Origin of the sequence: Kluyvera genomosp. 3 (assembly GCF_011765685.1) — a bacterium.
GTDB classification, from domain to species: domain Bacteria; phylum Pseudomonadota; class Gammaproteobacteria; order Enterobacterales; family Enterobacteriaceae; genus Kluyvera; species Kluyvera georgiana_A.
On sequence record NZ_CP050321.1, the window covers coordinates 3,023,273 to 3,047,210 of the forward strand.

The 23,938-nt window shown below is 50.8% G+C and carries 28 protein-coding genes and 1 pseudogene; 16 read left to right on the plus strand and 13 right to left on the minus strand.

Annotation, left to right across the window (positions count from 1 at the left end):
• Positions 1 to 43: 43 nt before the first annotated feature.
• Both GY169_RS14295 and GY169_RS14300 read right to left on the minus strand, forming a co-directional pair.
• Entirely contained in the window at positions 44 to 1,345 is a 1,302-nt protein-coding gene (locus GY169_RS14295; protein WP_163448782.1) for a sensor domain-containing diguanylate cyclase, read from the minus strand.
• A gap of 337 nt (positions 1,346 to 1,682) precedes the next feature.
• Positions 1,683 to 1,907, minus strand: coding sequence for a hypothetical protein (locus tag GY169_RS14300; RefSeq protein ID WP_064546296.1), 225 nt, complete (start codon positions 1,905 to 1,907; stop codon positions 1,683 to 1,685).
• Positions 1,908 to 2,153: 246 nt separating this feature from the next.
• Here GY169_RS14300 and GY169_RS14305 point away from each other — a divergent pair, with 246 nt between their 5' ends.
• Positions 2,154 to 2,549 (plus strand): DUF1398 family protein, encoded by a 396-nt coding sequence (locus GY169_RS14305; RefSeq protein WP_163448783.1) that lies wholly within the window; start codon positions 2,154 to 2,156, stop codon positions 2,547 to 2,549.
• A gap of 66 nt (positions 2,550 to 2,615) precedes the next feature.
• On the opposite strand, the gene GY169_RS14310 is transcribed toward GY169_RS14305, so the two are convergent.
• Positions 2,616 to 3,092 (minus strand): cold-shock protein, encoded by a 477-nt coding sequence (locus GY169_RS14310; RefSeq protein ID WP_163448784.1) that lies wholly within the window; start codon positions 3,090 to 3,092, stop codon positions 2,616 to 2,618.
• A 190-nt stretch (positions 3,093 to 3,282) separates the two neighbouring features.
• Between GY169_RS14310 and GY169_RS14315 the strand changes: the two genes are divergently transcribed.
• Entirely contained in the window at positions 3,283 to 3,966 is a 684-nt protein-coding gene (locus GY169_RS14315; RefSeq protein ID WP_167577310.1) for an RluA family pseudouridine synthase, read from the plus strand.
• Positions 3,967 to 3,977: 11 nt separating this feature from the next.
• Here GY169_RS14315 and GY169_RS14320 read toward each other — a convergent pair whose 3' ends face one another.
• Positions 3,978 to 4,517, minus strand: coding sequence for a DUF2058 domain-containing protein (locus GY169_RS14320; RefSeq protein WP_167576157.1), 540 nt, complete (start codon positions 4,515 to 4,517; stop codon positions 3,978 to 3,980).
• A 224-nt stretch (positions 4,518 to 4,741) separates the two neighbouring features.
• On the opposite strand from GY169_RS14320, the gene GY169_RS14325 reads away from it, so the two are divergent.
• Together GY169_RS14325 and GY169_RS14330 are read left to right on the plus strand one after the other, a co-directional pair.
• Positions 4,742 to 5,302 carry a thioredoxin fold domain-containing protein gene (locus tag GY169_RS14325; RefSeq protein WP_223802431.1) on the plus strand — a complete coding sequence of 187 codons (561 nt, stop codon included), beginning with the start codon at positions 4,742 to 4,744 and terminating at the stop codon, positions 5,300 to 5,302.
• 128 nt (positions 5,303 to 5,430) lie between these two features.
• Positions 5,431 to 5,673: a DinI-like family protein gene (locus GY169_RS14330; protein WP_167576158.1), complete on the plus strand. Its 243-nt coding sequence runs from the start codon at positions 5,431 to 5,433 to the stop codon at positions 5,671 to 5,673.
• Between the two features lie 68 nt (positions 5,674 to 5,741).
• Here the strand turns inward: GY169_RS14330 and GY169_RS14335 are convergent, their stop codons facing one another.
• From GY169_RS14335 to GY169_RS14345, 3 genes are all read right to left on the minus strand, one after another.
• Positions 5,742 to 6,770 (minus strand): alpha/beta hydrolase, encoded by a 1,029-nt coding sequence (locus tag GY169_RS14335; protein ID WP_167576159.1) that lies wholly within the window; start codon positions 6,768 to 6,770, stop codon positions 5,742 to 5,744.
• Positions 6,771 to 6,795: 25 nt separating this feature from the next.
• Positions 6,796 to 8,013: an MFS transporter gene (locus GY169_RS14340; protein ID WP_167576160.1), complete on the minus strand. Its 1,218-nt coding sequence runs from the start codon at positions 8,011 to 8,013 to the stop codon at positions 6,796 to 6,798.
• A gap of 132 nt (positions 8,014 to 8,145) precedes the next feature.
• Positions 8,146 to 8,637 (minus strand): cyclophilin-like fold protein, encoded by a 492-nt coding sequence (locus tag GY169_RS14345; RefSeq protein WP_223882102.1) that lies wholly within the window; start codon positions 8,635 to 8,637, stop codon positions 8,146 to 8,148.
• A 92-nt stretch (positions 8,638 to 8,729) separates the two neighbouring features.
• Between GY169_RS14345 and GY169_RS14350 the strand changes: the two genes are divergently transcribed.
• Entirely contained in the window at positions 8,730 to 9,629 is a 900-nt protein-coding gene (locus tag GY169_RS14350) for a LysR family transcriptional regulator (RefSeq protein WP_167576161.1), read from the plus strand.
• A gap of 109 nt (positions 9,630 to 9,738) precedes the next feature.
• Positions 9,739 to 10,308 carry a hypothetical protein gene (locus tag GY169_RS14355; RefSeq protein WP_163448791.1) on the plus strand — a complete coding sequence of 190 codons (570 nt, stop codon included), beginning with the start codon at positions 9,739 to 9,741 and terminating at the stop codon, positions 10,306 to 10,308.
• A gap of 185 nt (positions 10,309 to 10,493) precedes the next feature.
• Here the strand turns inward: GY169_RS14355 and GY169_RS14360 are convergent, their stop codons facing one another.
• Positions 10,494 to 11,681: an MFS transporter gene (locus tag GY169_RS14360; RefSeq protein ID WP_167576162.1), complete on the minus strand. Its 1,188-nt coding sequence runs from the start codon at positions 11,679 to 11,681 to the stop codon at positions 10,494 to 10,496.
• A gap of 251 nt (positions 11,682 to 11,932) precedes the next feature.
• On the opposite strand from GY169_RS14360, the pseudogene GY169_RS14365 reads away from it, so the two are divergent.
• Positions 11,933 to 12,103 (plus strand): annotated as a pseudogene (locus GY169_RS14365) (histidine phosphatase family protein); the annotation flags it as partial.
• A 179-nt stretch (positions 12,104 to 12,282) separates the two neighbouring features.
• Entirely contained in the window at positions 12,283 to 12,762 is a 480-nt protein-coding gene (locus tag GY169_RS14370) for a hypothetical protein (protein ID WP_167576163.1), read from the plus strand.
• A 394-nt stretch (positions 12,763 to 13,156) separates the two neighbouring features.
• On the opposite strand, the gene icd is transcribed toward GY169_RS14370, so the two are convergent.
• On the minus strand, positions 13,157 to 14,407 hold the full coding sequence (gene icd / locus GY169_RS14375) for an NADP-dependent isocitrate dehydrogenase (RefSeq protein WP_064546336.1): 1,251 nt from the start codon (positions 14,405 to 14,407) through the stop codon (positions 13,157 to 13,159).
• A gap of 215 nt (positions 14,408 to 14,622) precedes the next feature.
• On the opposite strand from icd, the gene rluE reads away from it, so the two are divergent.
• Positions 14,623 to 15,285 carry a 23S rRNA pseudouridine(2457) synthase RluE gene (gene rluE, locus GY169_RS14380; RefSeq protein ID WP_167576164.1) on the plus strand — a complete coding sequence of 221 codons (663 nt, stop codon included), beginning with the start codon at positions 14,623 to 14,625 and terminating at the stop codon, positions 15,283 to 15,285.
• 20 nt (positions 15,286 to 15,305) lie between these two features.
• Here rluE and csgG read toward each other — a convergent pair whose 3' ends face one another.
• Genes csgG through csgD form a run of 4 tightly spaced genes read right to left on the minus strand, consistent with a single transcriptional unit; the run spans position 15,306 to position 17,636 of the window.
• Positions 15,306 to 16,151 carry a curli production assembly/transport protein CsgG gene (csgG, locus tag GY169_RS14385; protein ID WP_163448795.1) on the minus strand — a complete coding sequence of 282 codons (846 nt, stop codon included), beginning with the start codon at positions 16,149 to 16,151 and terminating at the stop codon, positions 15,306 to 15,308.
• Between the two features lie 19 nt (positions 16,152 to 16,170).
• Positions 16,171 to 16,584, minus strand: coding sequence for a curli production assembly/transport protein CsgF (csgF, locus tag GY169_RS14390; protein WP_163448796.1), 414 nt, complete (start codon positions 16,582 to 16,584; stop codon positions 16,171 to 16,173).
• A 9-nt stretch (positions 16,585 to 16,593) separates the two neighbouring features.
• Entirely contained in the window at positions 16,594 to 16,983 is a 390-nt protein-coding gene (gene csgE, locus GY169_RS14395; RefSeq protein WP_163448797.1) for a curli production assembly/transport protein CsgE, read from the minus strand.
• Between the two features lie 2 nt (positions 16,984 to 16,985).
• Positions 16,986 to 17,636: a biofilm master transcriptional regulator CsgD gene (csgD, locus tag GY169_RS14400; protein ID WP_163448798.1), complete on the minus strand. Its 651-nt coding sequence runs from the start codon at positions 17,634 to 17,636 to the stop codon at positions 16,986 to 16,988.
• A gap of 698 nt (positions 17,637 to 18,334) precedes the next feature.
• Between csgD and GY169_RS14405 the strand changes: the two genes are divergently transcribed.
• The 7 genes from GY169_RS14405 to purB all read left to right on the plus strand — a co-directional run bounded on the left by GY169_RS14405 (position 18,335) and on the right by purB (position 23,835).
• Positions 18,335 to 18,841 carry a curlin gene (locus GY169_RS14405; RefSeq protein ID WP_167576165.1) on the plus strand — a complete coding sequence of 169 codons (507 nt, stop codon included), beginning with the start codon at positions 18,335 to 18,337 and terminating at the stop codon, positions 18,839 to 18,841.
• 44 nt (positions 18,842 to 18,885) lie between these two features.
• Complete coding sequence (locus GY169_RS14410) at positions 18,886 to 19,674, plus strand: hypothetical protein (protein WP_167576166.1); 789 nt, start codon at positions 18,886 to 18,888, stop codon at positions 19,672 to 19,674.
• 57 nt (positions 19,675 to 19,731) lie between these two features.
• The gene (gene csgC, locus GY169_RS14415; RefSeq protein ID WP_167576167.1) at positions 19,732 to 20,061 is read left to right on the plus strand and encodes a curli assembly chaperone CsgC; all 330 of its coding nucleotides are present in this window, start codon (positions 19,732 to 19,734) and stop codon (positions 20,059 to 20,061) included.
• 57 nt (positions 20,062 to 20,118) lie between these two features.
• Positions 20,119 to 20,580, plus strand: a complete 462-nt coding sequence (locus GY169_RS14420) for an NUDIX hydrolase (RefSeq protein ID WP_167576168.1) — start codon at positions 20,119 to 20,121, stop codon at positions 20,578 to 20,580.
• Between the two features lie 53 nt (positions 20,581 to 20,633).
• Positions 20,634 to 21,743, plus strand: a complete 1,110-nt coding sequence (mnmA, locus tag GY169_RS14425; protein WP_167576169.1) for a tRNA 2-thiouridine(34) synthase MnmA — start codon at positions 20,634 to 20,636, stop codon at positions 21,741 to 21,743.
• 76 nt (positions 21,744 to 21,819) lie between these two features.
• Positions 21,820 to 22,461, plus strand: coding sequence for a high frequency lysogenization protein HflD (hflD, locus tag GY169_RS14430; RefSeq protein ID WP_167576170.1), 642 nt, complete (start codon positions 21,820 to 21,822; stop codon positions 22,459 to 22,461).
• Positions 22,462 to 22,464: 3 nt separating this feature from the next.
• Positions 22,465 to 23,835 carry an adenylosuccinate lyase gene (gene purB / locus GY169_RS14435; RefSeq protein ID WP_167576171.1) on the plus strand — a complete coding sequence of 457 codons (1,371 nt, stop codon included), beginning with the start codon at positions 22,465 to 22,467 and terminating at the stop codon, positions 23,833 to 23,835.
• Positions 23,836 to 23,938: the final 103 nt, after the last annotated feature.

Below are 23,938 nucleotides of genomic sequence, written 5' to 3' on the forward strand. Positions count from 1 at the left end.
TTGAACGCAGAAGGAAAAGCCCCTTCTCACGCTAATGCGCATGTTAAGCACTGGTCATCACCTTGTTACGACCGCTATTTTTGGCCGCATACAGCGCCCTGTCGGCAAACGAGATGCATTCATCCGCGGTGAAGTGCTTATCTGACGAGGTAAAGACACCGATACTGATGGTCATGGGCTCCGGCGTACGGTAAGGCGCACGTTTCGCCGTCTCCTCCTCAACCTTGCTGCGAATCCGCTCAGCCACCTGCATGGCGACTTCTGATGACGCGTTGCGCATCAGCACGGCAAATTCTTCCCCACCTACGCGCGCAATAATATCGCATTCGCGGATGGAACGTTTCGCCAGGTCCACCACGGTTTTGATGACCGCATCGCCTACCGGATGCCCATAACGGTCGTTGATACGTTTGAAGTGATCAATATCCAAAATCATCAAACTGATATCTTCCCGCGATGCCAGCAGTAGCTGTAGCTCCCTATAGAAATAGGCGCGATTATAGATGCCGGTCAGCGGATCGTGGTTCGACAGCATCGTCGATTCTTTATGCATCACGAAAATATCGTAGAGCAGGACATTAATCACAAAAAAGGTACAAACCACTTCGATGCCGCGGCTGAGGTACCAGACGGGGAAATTATAATCGCTGAGATTCAGCAGAAGAAGGTTGCTAAACAGGCTTGAAACGCAGAAGACCGCGATACTCACCCATAACAGGCTTCGCAGTTGCGTAATGACGATAGCCAGCAACAGCGTGATAAACCAGGCGGCGACGATCGCGACACCATAATAGCTATTCCACGCGTTACGACCATTAAGTGATGTTGTACCAATCAGGTTGAGTGATATCTGCGGGTTATAGCTGGATAAATTATGCGCCAGAATGGCCATCAGCAGGAAGATGCCAGCCAGTACGAGTACCCATAGTTCGTCTTTACGTGAAGGCGCGATGTTCCGATTCATGCGAAACGCATAAAAGAGTGCGACCAGAATGGCCGACATCATGGTGAGCTGGCGGAACAGATAGAAAATAGCTAAATCATTGGTAATTGATTTCAACGGGATGCATAACGCAATGAGTTGTTGGATAAGCGTTAGCGCCTCGACCCAATAAATATCGGCAACCAGAAAACCGAGCCCCAGAATGGCAACATAGAGTAGTTTTCTATTGCAGAGAAACTGGAAAAACATGAAGAAGAAGATAATTGCATCGAGTAATAACAACAGCCCGGAAAAGACCAGGTAATAAATATCAGCGATAGCTATATTAAAGGTTGTGAGATAGTCGGCTAACATAAACATCGCCGCAAGCAGTAAGCACGCGGCAATGAGACAAAAGCTCATTCTACTATTTATTCTGGAACAGCTTAGGCTCATTTCGAGTCCTCCATGACAGCTCTATATGTTATAGCCTACTGAGATCCTAAAAAATAGTACCTTTAGTCAAGCCTTGAATTTAAAAATAATTAATTATTGACTTGCCTTTTATATCCCTGTGATTTATCACAATATTATAAAATGTTCGTTGCAAGTAGACGCATTAACCATCATCCAGGACGGATGTAGATACCATAACATCAAACACAGTCTGAAATAAATACTCAAAAATATATATAACTATATATTAATAAAACTTAGCAATCGGTATTACTAAAAACCGCCCGAAGGCGGTATCGATGTATTATGCCTCAGACTCCAGCGCATCCTGGATAGCGTCAGCCAGTGTCGCTACTTCTTGAGAGACATTACGCAAGTCCATCTGTGAACGAATCCCGGAGTTGGCCGTCGTGGCGGAAACCGCGGCTTTTGCTATCTCCAGCGCCGCCTGAACGGCCAGCAAACGCTTCCTGTTTTCAACCACATCAGCGCCGGTTGCGCCATCAAGATCAAAGTACCCTTCTAACATTGTTCTCTCCTTTTAGTTTCTGTCTTAGTGTAGGGGGATAGCCCGGTACACGCCATCAAAATCGGCGTGACCACGCAACACCTGGTAACAATTGAAACACTACTCCATTTCATTCGTAGCCCCTAAAATGTCCGTGGTTAATTATTCGATTTCTAATTGATTAATGGTTTAAACTAACCGCCATCACAACACACACAAAATAATAAGTAACATGAATGTTATAAAAGGCATATATAGAGGACAGAAATGGAATTTAGTGAAATGCTCTGCGACTTATTTGAGCAGGTCAGATGCAAGTCAGATTTTCTGCAATTTTTAACAGAGTTAAAACAAAACAACATCTCGTATTACATTTATTTCGTCGCCACCGGCAATGTCAAAATTGTAACAACAACTGATTCCTATGTGGCCATGAAGAGTCACCGTAGCTTAATTAAGGTAAGCGCTGGTGGCAGTAGCTGTTTGACAAAAATTGCCGCCAGGCGTCATTTCACTGGCCTCACTCATTTCGATCAATACTGTCGCGAGTTAGCCAGAGCGGGCGTATTTAAATGGGTCGTCGACGTTGAAGAAGTGAGTCGTTATTACTGGTCTAAAGATAATCAGCTATTACATACTGAAAATATCATTAGCCCTACGTAATTAAGCGCCAATAAAAAAGGGAGATTCACCATTAAGGCTATCTCCCTCTTTTATCGCGTAGCGCGATCAGACTTTCAACATTTTTACCGTATCTTCTATATCAATCTCATCTTCCGAGAAGATCAACGTAGTGCCCTGGAAGGTGGTGATAGCCAGCTTTTTCAACGTACGCATTTCACCCGGCTTCGCGTCGGATTTTGGCTTGATGCTGTTCATCAGCAGCCCCACCGACAACACCGCATTTTCTTTATCAATGCGGGTCTCAGCGGGAACTTCCTCGCTGTAGACCAGGAAAGACTTGATTGACGTCAGCTTGATCTTCTCGCCCGCGATATAGATGTACTTGCTATCCGGGATCACCTTCACCGCATAGGCTGACAGCCCTTTGTTATTGGTCGTGGGTTCAAAAGTTACCGCCGCATCTTTTTTAATCAGCTCAGGGTTGGCAACCTTAATCACATGAAAATAGCGATTGTCGCCATTTTCATCTTTGATAAATCCAAAACCTTTATCTTTAAACCACGTTGTGATTGTTCCATTCATTGCCGTTACCGCCTGGTTAATCGTTTATCAACTCAATTTTTGCAGCGCGCAGTGTAATGCACAATGCCCGCGCAGACTATGTCTTTGGCTTAAGTGTGGATGATAAATTTCCACCGTGCGACCTCGTCGGATTCGCCTGTTGGCGAAAAATTGGGTATCATCCGCACCCACTCTCCAGCCGTGCAGCCAGATGTCTACCATTCTCGATACCTTTATTGCCCCACCTTGCCATGAGCAAATAGAGATACTCCATCAGGACGCGCATCTGCTGATTATCAATAAGCCCAGCGGGTTGCTCAGCCTCTCGGGGAAAAATCCGCAGAACCTCGATTCCGTACACTATCGTCTGGTTCAGCAATTTCCCGGCTGCACGCTGGTCCATCGCCTGGATTTCGGCACTTCCGGGCTGATGGTCATCGCTCGCAATAAGGCCATCAATGCCGCCCTTTGCCAGCAGTTCAGCCAGCGTTCAGTGACAAAAACCTACAGCGCCCTACTGTGCGGGCACCTGAGCGAGGATGAAGGGGTGATTGATGCGCCAATTGCTAAAGACCCCGCGCGTTTTCCGCGGATGTCCATTTCCGCCCTTAACGGCAAACCGGCACGTTCTCGCTATCAGGTTGTGAGCCGTTTTTATCACCACCGCCTGGCGCTGACTCGCGTTCAACTTGTTCCTGAAACCGGGCGCACTCATCAGCTACGCATTCACTGCGAGCAGTTGGGCTACCCGATTCTGGGTTGCGACCTGTATGGTGGCCGCGAACAGCCTGGAACCGAACAAACGCCACGTTTTATGCTACATGCCAGCGCACTCTGTTTTGTTCATCCCGTTAGCCAGGAGAAGATCAACGCCCACAGCGCCAGCCCGTTCTAATCTGAAGTGGATTACCACATCAAATCGTCAGGGATTTTGAAATCAGCGTACGGATCGTCTTCGTCCTGTACTTCCTGACTGAGCGCACTGTGCAGAACGATGCTGGTGGCATCACGCTGCGCAATTTTCTCCGCCACAACCGCCGGAATAATGGCGTATTCACTTTCACCCGCGGCGTTAGTCGCCAGCCGCGCAATGGCCAGACGACCGTTGATCAGCTGTGTCTGCGTCGGCTTATCCACCGCCATCTTTTTGATCACGTTATTGTCGGTAAAGTTAAAGTTGATATCGCCTCGGGCAACGGTGATGCGGTTCATCTCGATCAGCTGTTTGACCTGCGCTTTGTACTCTTTCGACAGCGTCGCCTGTTTCTGCTGCTCACTCAGTTGCTTATCGCGCTCAAGCTGTGCTTTTTTATTTTCCTCTACCGCTTCTCGCGCTTCGCGGGCCTGAACGCGCGACTTTTTCGCCGTGCGCTGGACCTTAGCCATTTTTTTACTGGTGACCAGCCCCGCTTTTAGCATCTGCTCTTGTAAGGTCAGTTTTGTCATCTTCGCTCTAAACTCATTGATAAATTTTGCAAGATTATACCCGTAATGTTCGCGTCGATTCCAGATTGCAGAACGCCTTCCCCTTGCGATGCATTTTGTACAAAAAATAAACATTGATCGCGTCCGTGACGATCGGCTACAGTCACAGCGTTTTACAGTTGATGCTAAAAACATCATCCGTAGATGCCGTTGACGATCCTAAGCATTATCCAATGAGGTATACCGTGAAAGTGATTCCGCTGATTGCCCTGCCAGTTGTCTGGGCGATGAGTTTTAACGTTTTTTCCGCTGATGCCCCGGCCAGCGCCGATGACAGTACCGCAGAAGCATTAAAGGATCTCGACCGTACTCTGCCTGAATTAACCCCGGTGACATTCACCGCCGCCGATGAAAAACACAAGGTTCTGGTGTTCATCGACAACCAATGCTCTTTCTGTTCTCAGGTCGTCAAGAACATTAAGAGTTACAACGATGCCGGGCTAACCATGTCGTTTCTGACCGTTGCTCCCCCTTCTATTCGCGATTCCGTGATTGAAGATATGGGTCGCGTCTGGTGCTCAGACGATCGTCAAAAAAGCCTGCAAGGGGCCATGGCAGGGTTTCTGCCCAATAATGACACCAGCGCCAGCTGTTCGGATGAAGTCGTCAAACAGTCTGCACTGGCTGAACGACTGGGCATCCAGCTAACGCCTACGATGATCGTGCTGGATAACCCACCGAAAGTGATTCTGGGTAGCGCAAAGCCTGACGCCATTCTGGAAAAGATCAGCGGTAAAGCATTGTAGCCTGCCCTGGCATACTCCTCGTGATTGAAACCCCGCCTGCCGGGGTTTTTTATTGCGAAATAAAATTGACACTGCTAACGCAGACGGTTTATATACTGTTTTTATATACAGTTAACTGGAGTAAAAGCATGTTTGTGGAACTCGTCTACGACAAACGGAATTTTGAAGGTTTGCCCGGCGCGAAAGAGATAATCCTGGCAGAGTTGAGCAAAAGAGTGCACAGCGTATTTCCTGACGCGGAAGTCCGCGTCAAACCCATGATGACGCTGCCCGCCATCAACACTGATGCCAGCAAACATGAGAAAGAGCAGATAAGCAGAGTCGTCACAGAAATGTTTGATGAGGCGGAATTCTGGCTGGTCAACGAGTAAGACGGCAGTACACGCAAAAAAGGGAACCCATCGGTTCCCTCAACTCGCCTGGTTCTTGACCGAGTGCGTTATTTCAGGTTGCTACGGAAAAAGTCGGCCAGTTTGTCGAAGGGGATCACGTCCGTGCGGTCATACAAATCGACGTGTCCCGCATCCGGAACGACATACAGCTCTTTAGGCTGACCGGCACGTTTGAAGGCGTCCTCGCTGAACTCTTTTGAATGGGCCCGTTCGCCGGTAATAAAGAGCATCGGACGCGGTGAAATGGTTTCAATATCGTTGAACGGGTAGAAGTTCATAAACTTACCGATACTGCTCAGCATTGGTTTTGTCGTCAGTTCTTCTTTCTCGCCCTGCGGAGTGTAGCCGCCGCGTTCGGTGCGGTAGAAATCAAAGAACTCGCGCTGAATTTCCGGCGTGGAAGCATCCAGTTTATTCACGGTGCCCGGAATATACGCGGTATCTCCCCCTTTGAACTCGGCAAAACGCTGCTCAATGGCAGACTGGATAAACGCCTTGCGTTGTTCCAGCGTCTGGGAATGGTTAAGGCCGTTACGGAACGCGGCTCCCATGTCATACATGCTGACGGTGGCGATGGCTTTCATCCGCGGGTCTATTTTCGCGGCGCTGATAACAAAGCTTCCGCTGCCGCAGATCCCCAGCACGCCGATGTTTTCTGGATCGACAAACGGCTGTGTACTGAGATAATCAACCGCCGCACTGAAGTCATCCGTGTAGATTTCCGGTGAAATCAGGTGCCCCGGTTTACCTTCGCTTTCTCCCCAGAACGAGAGATCAATCGCCAGCGTGACAAACCCCTGCTCCGCCAGCTTCTGCGCATACAGGTTTGCGCTTTGTTCCTTGACCGCGCCCATTGGATGGCCAACGACAATCGCTGGGTTTTTAGCGTTCTGATTCATCGTTTTCGGGATAAACATATTGCCGACCACGTTCATCTGATACTGATTTTTAAAGGTCACTTTTTGCTGCGTCACCTTATCGCTTTTATAAAAGTTGTCAGCGCCTCTGGACATATCTGCCGCAGAGGTGGCAAATGCACTGATGAACAGCCCCAGCGCTAACGTAAATTTATTCATGATGGTTTCCTTATCAGGATTAGTGTTATGAATGGTCACCGGCAGATGCATCTGCACGTGAGGTCAGAAAAATCAGTACGGTTGCAATGATCAACATCGCGGCGCTGGCCAGGAAGGTGCTCTGGTAGCCATGATGGTCGAACAGCAGGCCCCCCACGGTGGATCCCAGCGCAATAGACAGTTGCACCATCGCCACCATCAGCCCGCCGCCCGCTTCAGCATTCTGAGGAAACGTGCGTGGAACCCATGCCCACCATCCCACGGGCGCGGCGGTTGAAATCAACCCCCACAGTCCGAGCAACGCCGTCACGATGGCCGCCTGACTGCCAAACGCGATCAGGGCTAGCGCGACAATCGCCATCAGCACGGGAATCGCCATCAGGGTTGGGTAGAATCCACGCTTCAATACCCGGCCAATTAGCGTGGTGCCGATGAAACCGGCCATACCGATGACCAGCAGGATGAGGGTCACCGCTGAGGCATCGACCTTCGTGACCGCCTCAAGGAAAGGCCGGATGTAGGTAAAGAGCGTGAACTGCCCCATAAAGAAAATCCCAACACCCAGCATGCCCAGCGTCACCACCCGGCGGCGAAACAGCGTGAAAATATTGCTGGCCCCAGCTGGCTGGCGGGTAACCGGCATGGACGGTAGGCTGAGCAGTTGCCAGATAAACGCGAGGATGGCGACAGGTAACAGGCAGAAGAAGGCTCCCCGCCAGCCGATGACCGCTCCCAGCCAACTGCCCAAGGGGGCAGCCACGACGGTTGCCAGCGCATTACCGCTATTGAAAATAGCCAGCGCCAACGGAACACGGTGCACCGGTACCAGCCGCATTGCTGTCGCCGCCGACATCGACCAGAACCCGCCGACGACGATGCCAATCAGGGCGCGACCTGCCATATAGATCAGGTAGTTGGGCGCCATCGCGATGACAGCACCGGAAAGCGCCATCATGCTCGTCAGGCCGAGCAGCAGAATTTTCCGGTCAAGCGTGCCTGCCAGTCTGGAAATAAACAGGCTAGTCATCACCGCAAACGCGCCGGAAATGGCGATCCCCTGTCCGGCCATGCCTTCGGTAACATTCAGGGAGTACGCCATCGGCGTCAGAAGGCTGACCGGCATAAATTCGGAGGCGATCAGGGCGAAGACGCACAGCGTCATGGCAAAAACGCCGCCCCAGTGCGCCCGCTGTTTTTCACTTGCTTCGTTTTGGTTTCTGGTTTCAATTTTCTGATTACGCATTAAGCCTTTCTTTTCTGTAGGTAATACGATGCCCTCCCCTTGCGCCTTCAGGCCTGCAAGAGACACCGAAACGACGACGTGAGGGATAGTCTGGTAATTAAAGGGAGCGCGGTTTTGGGAGCGCGTGACCGCTTAGTCTACGGCCCTGATCTGCACCCTAAGCGGTCCCTGGCGCTGCAGGGCCGGCAGTCCTGAATCGATTTTCCCTACCGGGATCAGTGAACGGGCGTAAGGTCTACCCTGGACAAAAATCGCCAGGTTGCCCCAGGGCGCGTAAAAAGCTATATCACCCGCTTCCGGCGTCATTCCTTCCGGAGCCTGTGCCGTGGAAAGCCTGCGCGGTAGATCGCTAATGCGTTCAATATCGGCGTAATCCTGCAGCGTCAGACTGAGGGGAAGTAATGATGCAAAATCCCGACCTGTCGGCGAGTCATAGAGGGTGGCAGTCGCGATCTCACCGTTCACAACAATCTCAACTTTCATCAGCGTCTCCTGTACAGCTACCCGTTCGTTGTCATCCGCGATCACGGACTGCGTGACGCACAGCAGCCCGATAAAGAGCAGCAGCAATAGCGACGTTTTGCCGTGAGCATTTTGCGTGTTGTTTAGCGTTGACTTATTCATCGCATTATTGTTACCAATAGGCAGCGGCAAAACTAGCTAATGAATGCTTAATAGCCTTATAAGCAAAACTTATAAATAGATCGGAAACGAACATGGCCAGACGCAACCTCAACGATTTACTCTCTTTCGTCACCGTAGCGCGGGAAGGCAGTTTTACACGTGCCGCCGCGCTGCTTGGCGTGACCCAGCCAGCGCTGAGCCAGGCGATTTCCGGGCTGGAAGAACGGATGCAGATCCGCCTGCTAACGCGGACAACCCGCAGCGTGTCCCCGACGGCCGCCGGGGAGCGCCTGCTGCAATCAGTGGGCCATCGCATTGACGAGATTGAGGCTGAGCTGGACATGCTGACCGAACTGCGGGACAAGCCTGCGGGTACCGTCCGAATTACATGCGGGCCGAACGTGTTGAAAACGACCCTTCTGCCCAAACTGACGCCACTGCTGCGCGAGTATCCGGATATTCACATCGAGTTCGACGCAAACCACGGATTCCGGGATATCGTGGCAGATCGTTTTGATGCGGGCGTACGGCTTGGTGATACGATCGATAAGGACATGATAGCGATGCCAATCGGCCCGAAACTGCGTATGGCCGCGGCAGCCTCGCCCGATTATTTCGCACGATATCCGGTTCCCCAAACTCCCCATGATCTAACGCAGCATCAGTGTATTAATCTGCGTATGGTTCGATCCGGGGGGATTTATGTTTGGGAATTCGATCGGGAAGGAGGAGAACTGAACGTCCGGGTTAATGGACAGTTGACGTTTAATACGTCGGAACATGTTGTCGACGCTGCGCTGGCTGGGTTAGGCATCGCCTTTTTGCCCGAAGAAGAGTTCGGCTCACACATTCGCGAAGGTCGTCTCGTACACGTACTTGAGTCCTGGTGTCATCCTTTTCCAGGCTACTATCTTTATTACCCTAGCCGTAAACAGCCTTCACCGGCTTTTTCACTCGTTGTTGATGCGCTGCGTATGAACAAGAAAATGTAGGGTTAAAAGCAGGTTCGGAAATGATGATACACAAGGATAAATATTTGTCTCCGTGTGTTAAAAAACCTCCTGATATCTCAGAGAAAATAGCGAACAGGAACCGCTCAAAATGATGAAATATTTATCGCTGCTGGCCGTGGTGATGCTTGTAGGATGTACAAGTGCACCAAACTTGCCGCCTACGGATACCATTGTGGCTGTAAAACCCACAGACTCCGGCATTATCGCCAGCTCAGCTAAATATGGTTACCGTTTTAACCGTAACGGTGTACCTCAGGAGTATCAGCGTTATAAGACCTTTTATGAACGCTTTCACCAACAGGCTGCCGGAGTACGGGTTAGCTTCGAGGTAGAACAACATGAGGTGACGGCGGAATACCTGGTTGTGATGGATAAGCGCAAGCTGGATGCCGGGCAGTTGACCCAATTGCGCAATGAGTATCATGCGGTGCAAATTGATAACGATCACCTCGGTGTTTCGTTTAAAGCAGCAGGATTTTGGTCTTCATCGTACCCGCCCGATCTGGCTGCCGCCTACCAGTTAGAACACCCGATTGTGGTTTCCATCAATGATAAGACCAAGACGATTAGCGAGCTTGGCCAAGTCGCCATGATCCCTTTAGTACCTCTGTTTCCGCTATACATGATGTACGGATGTGCCACTGGGCCCTGTATCTGAGGAAAATAACGTCTTCGGAAACGACCTGCCTTTCGGGTGGTGCAGGCGATTATGGCACACTATCCTGCCCCTCCCGGTTTAGCCGCAAGCCGGGAGGGGCAGGTCAACTCATCGCCTGAATGGACTCATTACCCAGCCAGCAGTTATTGAGCAGCATATCTCAGAATTTTATCGGCACAGATTGATTACTCGGACTTCTCAGGAACAAACCGAGTCAGAATCAACGTCAGTACACAGATCATCGCGCCAGCAAAAAATGTAGAAGCTGAACCCCAGATGTCCCACAACAATCCTGCCCCCAGACTGGCTATCAGTAGTCCCAGGCCACTCAATAAACTGAATAATCCGAACGCCGTTCCACGAAGGTCGGCTGGTGCGGCGTGAGCAATCATCGTGTTCAGCAACCCCTGTGTCATTCCCATATGTACACCCCACAATGCTACGCCAACAATAATCCCCACCCAGGAATGACTCAGAGCAAGTACTAAATCTGCCACGATCAGCACCACCAGCCCCATCTGGAGCAATCGCCGGTGACTGGTGATGTCTGATAAGCGTCCGAACGGATAGGCTGTAAATGAAAATACAATATTCATGGCGACCATAACGAGAGGGATCAAAGCCAGTGGAATATTGACCTCATGTGCTCTGAGAACCAGGAACGCCTCACTAAACCTGGCGAGAGTAAACACCCCGCCGAGCCCTATCACCCACCAACAATCTACGCCCAGCCTTTTCAGGTTCTCTGTTTTTATCGGGTTCGTCCTGGCGGTCACGACAGGCGTGCGTGGTTCATGCAATCCGCAGAATAACAGGGCCACGGCCAGAAAGGCTGGCACGACCGCCACCCAGTAAACGGCGCGAAAATCATTACTCCATAACAGCATCAGGCCCACTGCCAGCAGCGGTCCGAGGAACCCTCCCATCGTGTCCAGTGTCTGGCGCAGACCATAAGCCGCCCCTCTGATCTCGGGCGGAGTAACGTCAGCAACGAGCGCATCTCGGGGTGCCCCTCTTATTCCTTTTCCTACACGGTCAATCATCCTCGCGCTGAATATCATTCCAGATGTGGAGGCCAGTGCGAACAGCGGCTTGCTAAGCGCGCCAAGGCCATATCCAAGGACAGCCAGCCCTTTACGCTTGCCAATGTAATCGCTGATAACGCCCGAAAAAACTTTGACACATAATGCCGTCGCTTCAGCCACTCCTTCTATGAGTCCAATGATGACTACCGGAGCCCCTAAAGCCGTTGCCATGAAAAGTGGAAGGAGGCTGTGGATCATTTCAGATGAAATATCCATCAAAAGGCTGACGAAACCAATAATCCAGACGCCACCGGGAATGCGACGCAATGTCGAAAATCGAAGACTCATTTCACATCCTTTGAATAGGAAAAACGCTATTAAACATCACACCAGCACAAATGTTAATGAGAATCATTTTTCATAAATAAAGTATGGTAGTCCGGCAAGGGGAGCGTGCTCGCCTGACATTTCTGAGGCTGAACATAACAATGTTCATCTACACTTGTTCCTGTTTTCGTCCAGAACAGAGAACATGCCATCATATTAACGGGGTATGTTTGGACTGTGGCATTTAAATCAATAACATACATGGTCCTTTAATGATGCAAGTGATATTTGTGCGACACGCGGAAACAGGGTGGAATGTGAGAGGTATTATTCAGGGACAGAGTGATGGCGCGTTGACCTCTCGGGGGGAGCGCCAAACATCAGCCTTACTTGCCGCGTTTGTGGCGGGTGATTACTGGGTCGACTGTGTTTTTGCTCCTCCGTAAGCACTTCAGTTCCGCTTTGTGCCAGGAGGGGACTTTTGGTAGTTGTTAGTAGGAAGGTATTTCAGCAGAATGAGACTGCCTTTACGCATGACCATTTTTATGTAGTCACAAACTATTGAATCTAGCTCCGGCAGGGGTTACTGACTCACAGAATAAAGGATGCACGAGATCGAGCTATGCGTACTCATCAACTGAATAAGTCCCGTAAACTGTATCGCAGCGTCAACACAACTACGCGGCACCATTCTAATAATCCAGGAGCAGAGTATTGCTGGGAACGAAATCGTAAAAAAGTCGGAGATGAGCTACTGGTAAAGCGCGAGACAATGCATGGCAGACAGAAGCGTGGCCGAGACTACACACCATTGTTTTATTTTCTGATCAAGCAGATTGGCAAACCGTGGGATGAAATATTCAGCGAAGTATGTGGACGTCTTGATACCACCGAGCCTGTTTTCTGGTTGGTCGCGCTACATGAGCATCAGCGAAGAGATTTAGTCTGCATTGGCGAAAGCAGTTTTTATCCGGGTCTGTTTGTTGATGAGAATGGAATTCTGCAACAGGTGAACCCTTCAATTACTAGAAAGGACGTTAAGGTGACTTGCCGCTGCTGCACACACACTTATATTGGTGAACCTGTACCATGGATAGATTGAATAACAACATCTCCTATCCTGCCACGGGTACGGCCGTCATCAACAATGAGAGCGATTGAGAACTTCCGCACCTCGCTCACAGCGGACATTATGCTCAGAAGACCAAGCTCTCATAGATACATCAAGAGCGTGCGTAACCCTGTGTTGGGTTTCTACCTCAGTAAACGTCTTTCACCCCGAGCTTTACTTCAAGGCTTGTCATACCCGACCCGGTCAGAAATCATTTCCTGAACGTTTACGCCAAAGTGGGACAGGCCGAAGATGCCACCATCCAGAAAAAAGTTTAGAGGGTAATGAGATGACTTGTTTTGATAAACGATGGATAGCCGTTCGAATCCTGATAATAAAAACGGGAACCAACCGGCTCCCGTTTATCACTAACCCAGCAAATGGATTACATGTTCGCGATAATCGCGTCACCAAACTCTGAACATTTCAGCAGCTTAGCGCCTTCCATCAGACGTTCGAAGTCATAGGTCACGGTCTTGTTGTTGATCGCGCCTTCCATACCTTTAACAATCAGGTCAGCCGCTTCGAACCATTCCATATGACGCAGCATCATTTCTGCGGACAGGATGATAGAACCTGGGTTCACTTTGTCCTGGCCTGCGTACTTCGGTGCGGTGCCGTGAGTCGCTTCGAACAGTGCGCACTCGTCACCGATGTTGGCGCCCGGTGCGATACCGATACCGCCAACCTGCGCCGCCAGGGCGTCAGAAATGTAGTCACCGTTGAGGTTCATACAGGCGATAACGTCGTATTCAGCCGGACGCAGCAGGATCTGCTGCAGGAACGCATCGGCGATCACATCTTTAATGATGATCTCTTTGCCGGTGTTCGGGTTCTTAATTTTCTGCCACGGACCGCCGTCGATCAGTTCGCCGCCGAATTCGTCGCGAATCAGCTGGTAGCCCCAGTCTTTGAACGCGCCTTCGGTGAACTTCATGATGTTGCCTTTGTGCACCAGGGTCAGAGAGTCACGGTCGTTGGTGATCGCGTATTCGATCGCCGCACGCACCAGACGCTTGGTCCCTTCTTCGGAGCACGGCTTGATGCCGATACCGCAATGTTCCGGGAAGCGAATTTTCTTCACGCCCATCTCTTCGCGCAGGAATTTGATCACTTTCTCAGCGTCAGCAGAGTCCGCTTTCCATTCGATACCCGCGTAAATGTCTTCGGAGTTTTCACGGAAGATAACCATATCGGTCAGTTCTGGGTGTTTAACCGGGCTCGGGGTACCCTGGTAGTAACGAACCGGGCGCAGACAAACGTACAGGTCGAGTTCCTGACGCAGCGCAACGTTCAGAGAACGAATGCCGCCGCCAACTGGCGTGGTCAGTGGGCCTTTGATAGCAACGCGGTAATCACGGATGAGATCCAGCGTTTCTGCTGGCAGCCATACGTCCTGGCCGTAGATCTGAGTGGATTTTTCCCCGGTGTAAATTTCCATCCAGGAAATTTTACGCTCGCCTTTGTAGGCTTTCTCAACAGCGGCATCAACCACTTTCAGCATTGCCGGAGTCACGTCAATGCCGATACCGTCGCCTTCAATAAATGGGATAATCGGATTGTGTGGCACATTCAGCTTGCCGTCTTTCAGGGTGATTTTTTGACCTTCCGCCGGAACAACTACTTTGCTTTCCATTCACCTCTCCTTCGAGCGCTACTGGTGTGCTCGTCATCCTTTACGCCACAGGTTCTTGCCGCTACTACACCCACTCCACCGAGTCTGGAGATGCACTGTCTTACCGTCTTCCTGCAACACAAAGAGTTAGAGCATTTTTGTTAATGTTTTGTAATAAGCCTGTCAATACTACCTGATTGTTTGGCGCCATGAAAGACTCTCGTTCTTAGGCTATAATGCGCGAATCTATAAAGCCTGAAAATACTATGATTAAAACTTCTTTTAGAAAACACCGGGTTGAGCGATTCAGCTCGAAACAAGGCGCTAAGCCGCGCCGGGATAACCAACCAAAACGCGTCATTCTGTTTAATAAACCCTATGATGTTTTGCCGCAGTTTACCGACGAAGCAGGCCGCAGCACGCTGAAAGATTTTATTCCCGTGCAAAATGTGTACGCTGCCGGACGTCTTGACCGCGACAGTGAAGGTCTGCTGGTGTTAACAAATGATGGTGCCTTACAGGCCAGGCTCACGCAGCCAGGTAAGCGGACGGGGAAAATTTATTACGTTCAGGTCGAAGGAGAACCGACGGACGAGGCGATAGACGCATTGCGTCATGGCGTCACTCTGAACGATGGGCCAACGCTACCGGCCGGTATCGAACGCGTGGACGCACCCGACTGGCTGTGGCCACGTAACCCGCCGATACGCGAGCGTAAATCCATCCCGACGGCATGGCTGAAAGTGACGCTGTATGAAGGCCGCAATCGCCAGGTACGGCGGATGACCGCTCACGTAGGCTACCCGACGCTGCGATTAATTCGTTATGCAATGGGTGGCTACACGCTCGACAACCTCGGCAACGGCGAATGGCGGGATGCCAGCGGCGAGCACGAATAGTGCTCGCCAGGCCTTAGATATCAGGAAATATCGGGAACGATGATACTTTTGTATTTTTCAAGTACCGGCGAATTGATATCTGAGGCATTCTTCAGTTGCCACAGGTTGCGGCTAATCCCGTCATTGACCAGATAGATGACGCCGGTTTCAATGGCCGACATCAGGCACAGCATCACCGGTTCATTCACCGTATACCCCACTTCCCCCTCCAGCAGACGCTGGAAGTCGATATAGCGGAATACGCCGGCCTGGAACTCATAGGAGAGAATGGTTTTACTGGTATTCACGGAAGAAAGGACTTCGCCCGTGCTAACATTAACCACCCTCAGGTTAACGGCGATCTGATCGAGCTGATACTGCGTGCTGGCGCCAATGCCAAAGTATCGCGCCCCTGCCCCGCCCGATTTCACATTACTTTCGTAACCGATGATCGAGCCTTCAATCAGGATATTTGCCGCCACCAGCGATGGCAGCTGACTGCGATTATTCTCCGCGACAGTGCCATTTTCTTGAGCCGCGCGGATAATTTTGCGCTCATTGAGCAAGTTCTGTAGTCCCTGACGCTCCAGCGGAGTAAACCAGTTGGAGTCTTTCAGCGCCGAAACCAGCATGGCGGTGGCGCTCTGCGGGACCGAGGTTGAAAAGTTACTCGCCGGGTAGGGTTTGAACTGCCCGGTTTCATCCTGGATATTGTAAACTGAGACAAACAGTTTCCCCTGCGGTGGCGGCAGATGCGTTAGATCCTGGTAACTCTGCGAGCGCGGCAACAGCGTGGGTTTTGCCGCCTGTTTAGGTGGAGAGGTAATGCAGCCCGTCAACATCAAAAGGCTAATTAAAATGACCACAACGCCGGTTATATTTTTCATCTCAGCATCTCGCCACTGATTAATATGTTGAAACACTGCTCAGGCCGCTGACCTGAATAGAGGAAGTTTTTCCGGAAGAGCGATCAAGAATATTCATCATTAATTGACCATCGGTATTGGTGATATCAACAATAAAGTCTTTCGTCACCAGCCGTCCGGGTTTACCGCTAGAAAGGTTGCCCATCAGGCTGCCAAGGAGTTGTGATTGAACAGCAGAGGTGAAATTATCAAGCGATGAGCTTGATGTTGCGCTGCTCCAGTCGTAAGCATTTGGATCTTTATAGGAGTTTTGCGCGTTAGCCTCCGAAAGCAAAAAAGAACCATTATTGGGGTTGCCGCCAAAATTAGGGTTAATAAACTGGAAGGTCAGGTTCCCAGCCTGGGCGGTTGTAGATAAAAAACCAATGCCAAGAATCAGAGAAAGCACTTTCATAGTATGCTCCTAGAACTCATCTTTGGTTAAGTCGCCGGTATTTAATAACGCTTTATTAATGGCGCGTTTCTGCAAAGCCTCATACACGGAGGCTAGTGCGACATTAACTTGTTTATCAAAGTCATTGTGACCAGGAAATAAGAACGTCTGATACAATAAATCTTGATCGACTTTAATGGTTATCCAACTGCCCCATCGGGCGCTGGGCCGTTCATTAATCGTAATGGCGCCGGGGTATTCTTCCTCCCAGTGTTCGGTGAATGCTCTATAAAAATCGTGCCCCACACGAGTGATAGTATTATCCGTCACCAGCCCCGGCACTTCTATTTCTGCTGCAGCGCTGGCGCGGATTACCAGTAGCATCATTAATGCCACCATTACCACTATCAATTTTTTCATGATTAGCGTCTAAGGTTTTCGTTTGCCCAGGTAACCGCCTGCGTTCTGTTTTTTACAGATATCTTGCGAAAAAGATTATATAAATGTGTTTTCACAGTATTCTCACTAATAAATAGCAGACGGGCAATTTCAATATTAGAAGCGCCCATGCGCAGTTTATTAAGAATATCTTTCTCGCGTTGTGTCAGGCCGCTGGTATCGTCATGGTATCGATAACTGCCTGACTGATTAATAAGATAGCTGGTAAGATCGTGAGGGAAATGGCAACCACCGTTCATGACATTGCGAATGCCATTCACTAAAGTTTGTTCATCTACGGAAAGATGGAAAACGGCGCTGATTCCAAACCAGGACTCAACCTCATGAAAGTGATAGTCCTCTGGCATATTAATCAACAATACTTTGACTTTTTCTCGCAATCGCCGGAGTTCGCTTTGCCAGAGTAGCGTTCTTTTTTTATCTGACTCACTCAGATCAAACAGAACCAGAATGCGCTCGGCGTCAGGTTGCTCAAGCATTCTTTGAACATTCTGTATTTTGACATTTATTGGTAACGATGTTTTGAGTTGATGAACCAAAGCAGTTGCCTGCAATGACGGTCTTGTTATTAACAGCAAAATATCGTTATGCACCTGTTCAGTTTCTTTCGGCATTATGAAATCCCATCCCGATTGCTGCCCTGAACGCGGACTCTTTCTGCTATGCAGGTAATATGCATATGCAGAAAGAGTCGCGGTTCTGTGTAGTTGCTGAATTAATAAGTATGACAATAAAGGGTGTAAAGCACAGAAGGCGTGCTTCTTCCCAAAATGCTGCAATACAGTTCAATCTAGACATTCGAATTTTTATCGCAAGAACTATTTGTGTTTCAAAATGTAACAAGAAGATGTCATTTTATTTCAGAAAAATGCGTTATTCATTATGATTTATATAAAAAAATGCGTTTTATCCTTTCCCATAAGGACTGTATTAGTATGCGTATTTACACTCCAGACGATTCAAGATATGCCGTCTGCTGCCGAAAATGGCGCTCGCTGTAAACATTATTTTCCACGATGGGGCTTAGCGTGGAATAATTTAGCTTAGGACCTACAACAAATACGTTTACCCAGTCACCCTCGCCGGGCTAATTAACATGGGCTGACTACCACACCGCGCCTGCTATCTCATCCATTGTTCCTCATACTATTGACTGACGTGTCTTTTCAAAATACGTAATCCAGGCGAAAACAGGGAATATATCTCCTGGACATACTCAATCCATAAATCAGCGCTACCGCACTCCGTCACGGATTAAGGTATCGCTGGTTTAACTCCTGACTTTAACCGTTGGTTAAATCAAGGTGCCATTATGAAACAGTGGTTATTAATAATACCCTTATTGGGCTGTTCATATCTGGCGACCGCGGGAGGCGATCTTGCCAGCTCTGAGTTTTCGGGGCTGAATAAATATCGTCAGAACTACGATATGGTAGCGATTACTGGTCAACATGGCAGCGGTAATAACGCGGCTATTAATCAGTCAGGCTCGCATATTTACGGTTCTATTTCCCAGGTTGGTGGATATAACAACGCGATATTAAACCAAAATGGTTTTAATAATCGCGCGGCAATAGCTCAATACGGTAACGGTAACAACGCGACGGTAAGTCAATCAGGGACGAATAATTCTGCTGTATTGGTCCAGGTAGGATCGGCAAATCAGGCGGATGTTACACAAACCGGTTTTGATAACTCTGCGAAGATTGTCAGCAAAGGCGTTGGCAATATTACGCAGATTAATCAAACAGGCACAAGCCGCGGCGCGGCCGTTGTGCAAAATTCGGCAGGAATGGCAATTCGTATTACCCAAAATTAGTGTTTTAACTGATTGACCAATCTCTAAACCTATGGGGTATCTCAATGAAAACGTGGAAAATTGTTATTTTGTCATCGCTGTTAGTCTCTGGAGTCGCAGTCGCCGGGAATGAGGATAAAGGCGGTGGTAGTTGGCCTCCAGGAGGGGGTAGCTCCGGCAGCTCTGGCGTTACGCTTCCAGACATCCCGCTGATTACGGGCAAAGCACCTATCGTGCCGCAAAACGGCAAGTGGGATCAGGCCATCCATATTTACCAACCGGGCACCGGCAACTTCTCCCAGGCTAACCAGGCAAGCTCATCAGGATCCGTCATTGATGTCCATCAGTACGGCAATTATGGTAGCTCCACGGTAAACCAGACGGCGACCAAAAGCGCGGTATTCGTCAACCAATATGGTACGGGTAACCAATCTTTGGCCACACAGAACGGTACAACCAGTTCAATCAGTGTGACTCAGAAAGGTACGAATAATACCTCTTCGGCAACACAGCAGTTGGGCGGCGCGGGTAATGCGATTGTGGTGTCACAAGACGGCATCGCCAACAGCTCCGGCGTTAAACAATCCGGTACCGGTAATTCAAGTTCGGTGCTACAGACAGGCAACCTCAATTTGTCTGATATTGTTCAGGCGGGTAAAAACAGTATTGTGGATGTACAGCAGACTGTGGGCTCGAACAAATCTTACGTCACTCAAAGCGCTAATGATTCAGCTATCTTAGTCGCTCAGACGAATGCCGGTAACTTCAGTAACGTCAACCAGACACACAACACCGCTGTGACCTACGTTCAACAATCCGGTCTCGGCAACACCTCTTACGTGAATCAGAACTGACCCACACAGCCGGATGAATGTTCATCCGGCTTTTTTCTCTTAATCACGAGGCCGACTATGCATCTACTGCTTATTGCCGCCGCGCTCAGCAACCAGCTGTGGTTTGAAACCCAGCAGCAGGACGATGCGCTGGTGGTTACCCCCATGGCTACGCTGACGGATGACTGCAACTGCCAGATGACCATTAACGTGATTCATCAGGGGCAATCGGGGCAGAGCAACAGCAGCCAGAGCGGCAATGTGGTCATAAAAGGGCAGCACCCGCAGCCGCTAGCCAGCATGATGCTGGATATCCCCCACGGCGAATGGACGCAAATCACCGTCACCTTAAGCGATAATAAAGGCATTCTTTTGCAACAGAGCTGGAGTTCACCGGCGAAGGTTTGATTTCCCCCGCCTCTTCTTTATATCCTTATCGTCACTCTCCCCCGATAAGGATGCCGCATGTTTAAACCTCACGTTACCGTCGCCTGCGTGGTTCACGCCAAAGGCAAATTTCTCGTGGTTGAAGAAACCATCAACGGTAAAGCGCTATGGAACCAGCCAGCCGGTCATCTGGAAGCCGATGAAACGCTGGTACAAGCCGCCGAACGCGAGCTATGGGAGGAGACCGGCATTCGCGCAACGCCGCAGCACTTTATCCGTCTGCACCAGTGGATTGCCCCGGACCGTACGCCGTTTCTGCGTTTCCTTTTTGCGATTGAACTTAACGATCTGTGCCCTACCCAGCCGCACGATAGTGATATCGATCGCTGCCTGTGGGTCAGCGCGGAAGAGGTCCTCCAGGCGAAAAATCTGCGCTCTGCGTTGGTGGCAGAAAGCATTCGTTGCTATCACCAGAACGAGCGCTATCCGCTGTCATTAATTGGCGCGTTTAACTGGCCGTTTACCGAGGGTGCCAAGTAACGGGCTGCGTGCTAGAATATGCCGCCTTGAAGTCCAATGTCGTGAGTATTCCAATGTCAGAAAGCCAGAAAAAAGTGATCGTCGGCATGTCCGGCGGTGTTGATTCCTCTGTTTCCGCCTACCTGTTACAACAACAGGGCTATAAGGTGGAAGGCCTGTTCATGAAGAACTGGGAGGAAGACGACGGCGAGGAATACTGTACTGCCGCCGCCGACCTTGCCGATGCGCAGGCGGTGTGCGATAAGCTCGGCATTGAGCTGCACACCGTGAACTTTGCTGCCGAATACTGGGACAACGTCTTTGAACTGTTCCTGCAGGAGTACAAAGCGGGTCGTACGCCGAACCCGGACATCCTGTGCAACAAAGAGATCAAGTTTAAAGCCTTCCTGGAATTCGCTGCAGAAGACCTCGGCGCCGACTACATCGCCACCGGCCACTACGTGCGCCGTGCTGACGTCGACGGTAAAAGCCAACTGCTGCGTGGCCTTGATGGCAACAAAGACCAGAGCTACTTCCTTTATACGCTGGGCCACGAACAGATCGCGCAAAGCCTGTTCCCGGTTGGCGAACTGGAAAAACCGCAGGTGCGTAAAATCGCCGAAGAGCTGGATCTCATCACCGCGAAGAAAAAGGACTCTACCGGTATCTGCTTTATCGGCGAGCGCAAATTCCGCGAGTTCCTTGGCCGCTACCTGCCCGCACAGCCGGGCAAAATCATCACCGTTGATGGCGATGAGATTGGCATCCATCAGGGGCTGATGTACCACACGCTGGGTCAACGTAAAGGTCTGGGCATCGGTGGCACCAAAGAAGGCAGCGAAGATCCGTGGTATGTCGTTGATAAAGACGTTGAGAACAACATTCTGGTTGTCGCTCAGGGTCACGATCACCCGCGTCTGATGTCGGTGGGTCTGATTGCCCAACAGCTGCACTGGGTGGATCGCGAACCGGTCACCGGCACCTTCCGCTGCACCGTGAAGACCCGCTACCGTCAGACGGATATCCCGTGCACCGTCACCGCACTGGATGCAGAACGTATTGAGGTTCGTTTTGATGAACCTGTTGCCGCAGTCACTCCGGGCCAGTCCGCCGTGTTCTATCGCGGTGAAGTCTGCCTGGGCGGCGGCGTGATTGAGCAGCGCCTGCCGCTGCCGGTGGAATAAAGCCCTCGTCTGAACAGGGCATAACGTAGCCTGCCTGGCGTCGCGCCGCCGGGCCAGGCGCCAACAAGGAGTTAGCGTGGCGAAGAATTACTATGACATCACCCTGGCGCTGGCGGGAATTTGCCAGTCAGCCCGTCTGGTGCAGCAGCTGGCCCATCAGGGGCACTGCGACGGCGAGGCGTTACACGTCTCGCTGAACAGCGTTATCGACCTCAACCCAGACTCCGCGCTGGGCGTGTTCGGTGGCAGCGAAGCGAATCTTCGTCTCGGCCTGGAAACCTTACTCGGCGTGCTCAATGCCAGCAGCCGTCAGGGTCTGAACGCCGAGTTAACCCGCTATACTCTTAGCCTGATGGTGCTTGAGCGCAAGCTCGCCGCCGCTAAAGGCGCTATGGAGACGCTGGGTAACCGCATCAATGGGTTACAGCGCCAGCTCGACCATTTTGATTTGCAGTCCGATACCCTGCTAAGCGCCATGGCGGGTATCTATGTTGACGTCATCAGCCCACTTGGCCCGCGTATTCAGGTCACCGGCTCCCCTGCTGTGCTGCAAAGCCCACAGGTTCAGGCCAAAGTCCGCGCCTCGTTGCTGGCTGGGATCCGCTCTGCGGTGCTGTGGCACCAGGTCGGTGGCGGACGTCTGCAGCTGATGTTTTCTCGTAATCGCCTGACCGCTCAGGCAAAACAAATTCTTGCTCATTTAACCCCGGAGTTGTGATCTATGGAATTATCCTCACTGACCGCCGTTTCCCCTGTCGATGGACGCTACGGCGATAAAGTCAGCGCGCTGCGCGGGATTTTCAGCGAATATGGTTTGCTGAAATTCCGTGTACAAGTCGAAGTACGCTGGCTGCAAAAGCTGGCCGCACACGCAGCCGTCAAGGAAGTTCCTGCTTTTGCTGCCGACGCAAACGGTTACCTTGATAGCATCGTGGCTAACTTCAGCGAAGAAGACGCCGCGCGCATTAAAACTATCGAGCGTACCACCAACCATGACGTGAAGGCAGTTGAGTATTTCCTGAAAGAAAAAGTCGCGTCCGTGCCTGAACTGCACGCCGTGTCTGAGTTTATCCACTTTGCCTGCACCTCCGAGGACATTAACAACCTGTCCCATGCGCTGATGCTGAAAACCGCCCGTGAAGACGTGGTGCTGCCGTACTGGCGTAAGATTATCGACGCCATCAAAGATCTGGCGGTGCAGTATCGCGATATCCCGCTGCTCTCCCGTACTCACGGTCAGCCTGCCACGCCGTCCACCATCGGTAAAGAGATGGCGAACGTTGCTTACCGTATGGAGCGTCAGTATCGTCAGCTCAGCCAGGTTGAAATTCTGGGTAAAATCAACGGCGCGGTGGGTAACTACAACGCCCACATTGTCGCCTATCCAGAGGTTGACTGGCATCAGTTTAGCGAAGAGTTTGTTACCTCTTTGGGCATTCAGTGGAACCCGTACACCACCCAGATCGAACCGCACGACTATATCGCCGAACTGTTTGACTGCGTCGCTCGCTTTAACACGATCCTTATCGACTTCGATCGTGACGTGTGGGGCTACATTGCGCTGAACCACTTCAAACAGAAAACCATCGCCGGCGAGATTGGCTCGTCCACCATGCCGCACAAGGTCAACCCGATCGACTTCGAAAACTCCGAAGGCAACCTGGGGCTGTCCAACGCCGTACTGCAACACCTGGCCAGTAAACTGCCGGTTTCCCGCTGGCAGCGTGACCTGACCGACTCTACCGTACTGCGTAACCTTGGTGTGGGTATCGGTTATGCACTGATTGCCTATCAGTCCACGCTGAAAGGGGTGAGCAAACTGGAAGTGAACCGCGATCGTCTGCTGGATGAACTGGACCATAACTGGGAAGTTCTGGCTGAGCCGATCCAGACGGTAATGCGTCGCTACGGTATCGAGAAGCCGTACGAGAAGCTGAAAGAGCTGACCCGCGGCAAACGCGTTGATGCCGAAGGCATGAAGCAGTTCATCGACGGCCTTGCGCTGCCGGAAGAAGAGAAGACCCGCCTGAAGGCGATGACCCCGGCGAACTACATCGGCCGCGCCATCACCATGGTCGACGAGCTGAAATAATCGCGGCTCTCCCCTTCTTCGTTCTGGAGAAGGGGATTTTCCCTCATTTCACTGTCAGCGCTGGAAACTCGCCGCTAGCCCGTTGGGGCTGATGTCCCAGGGC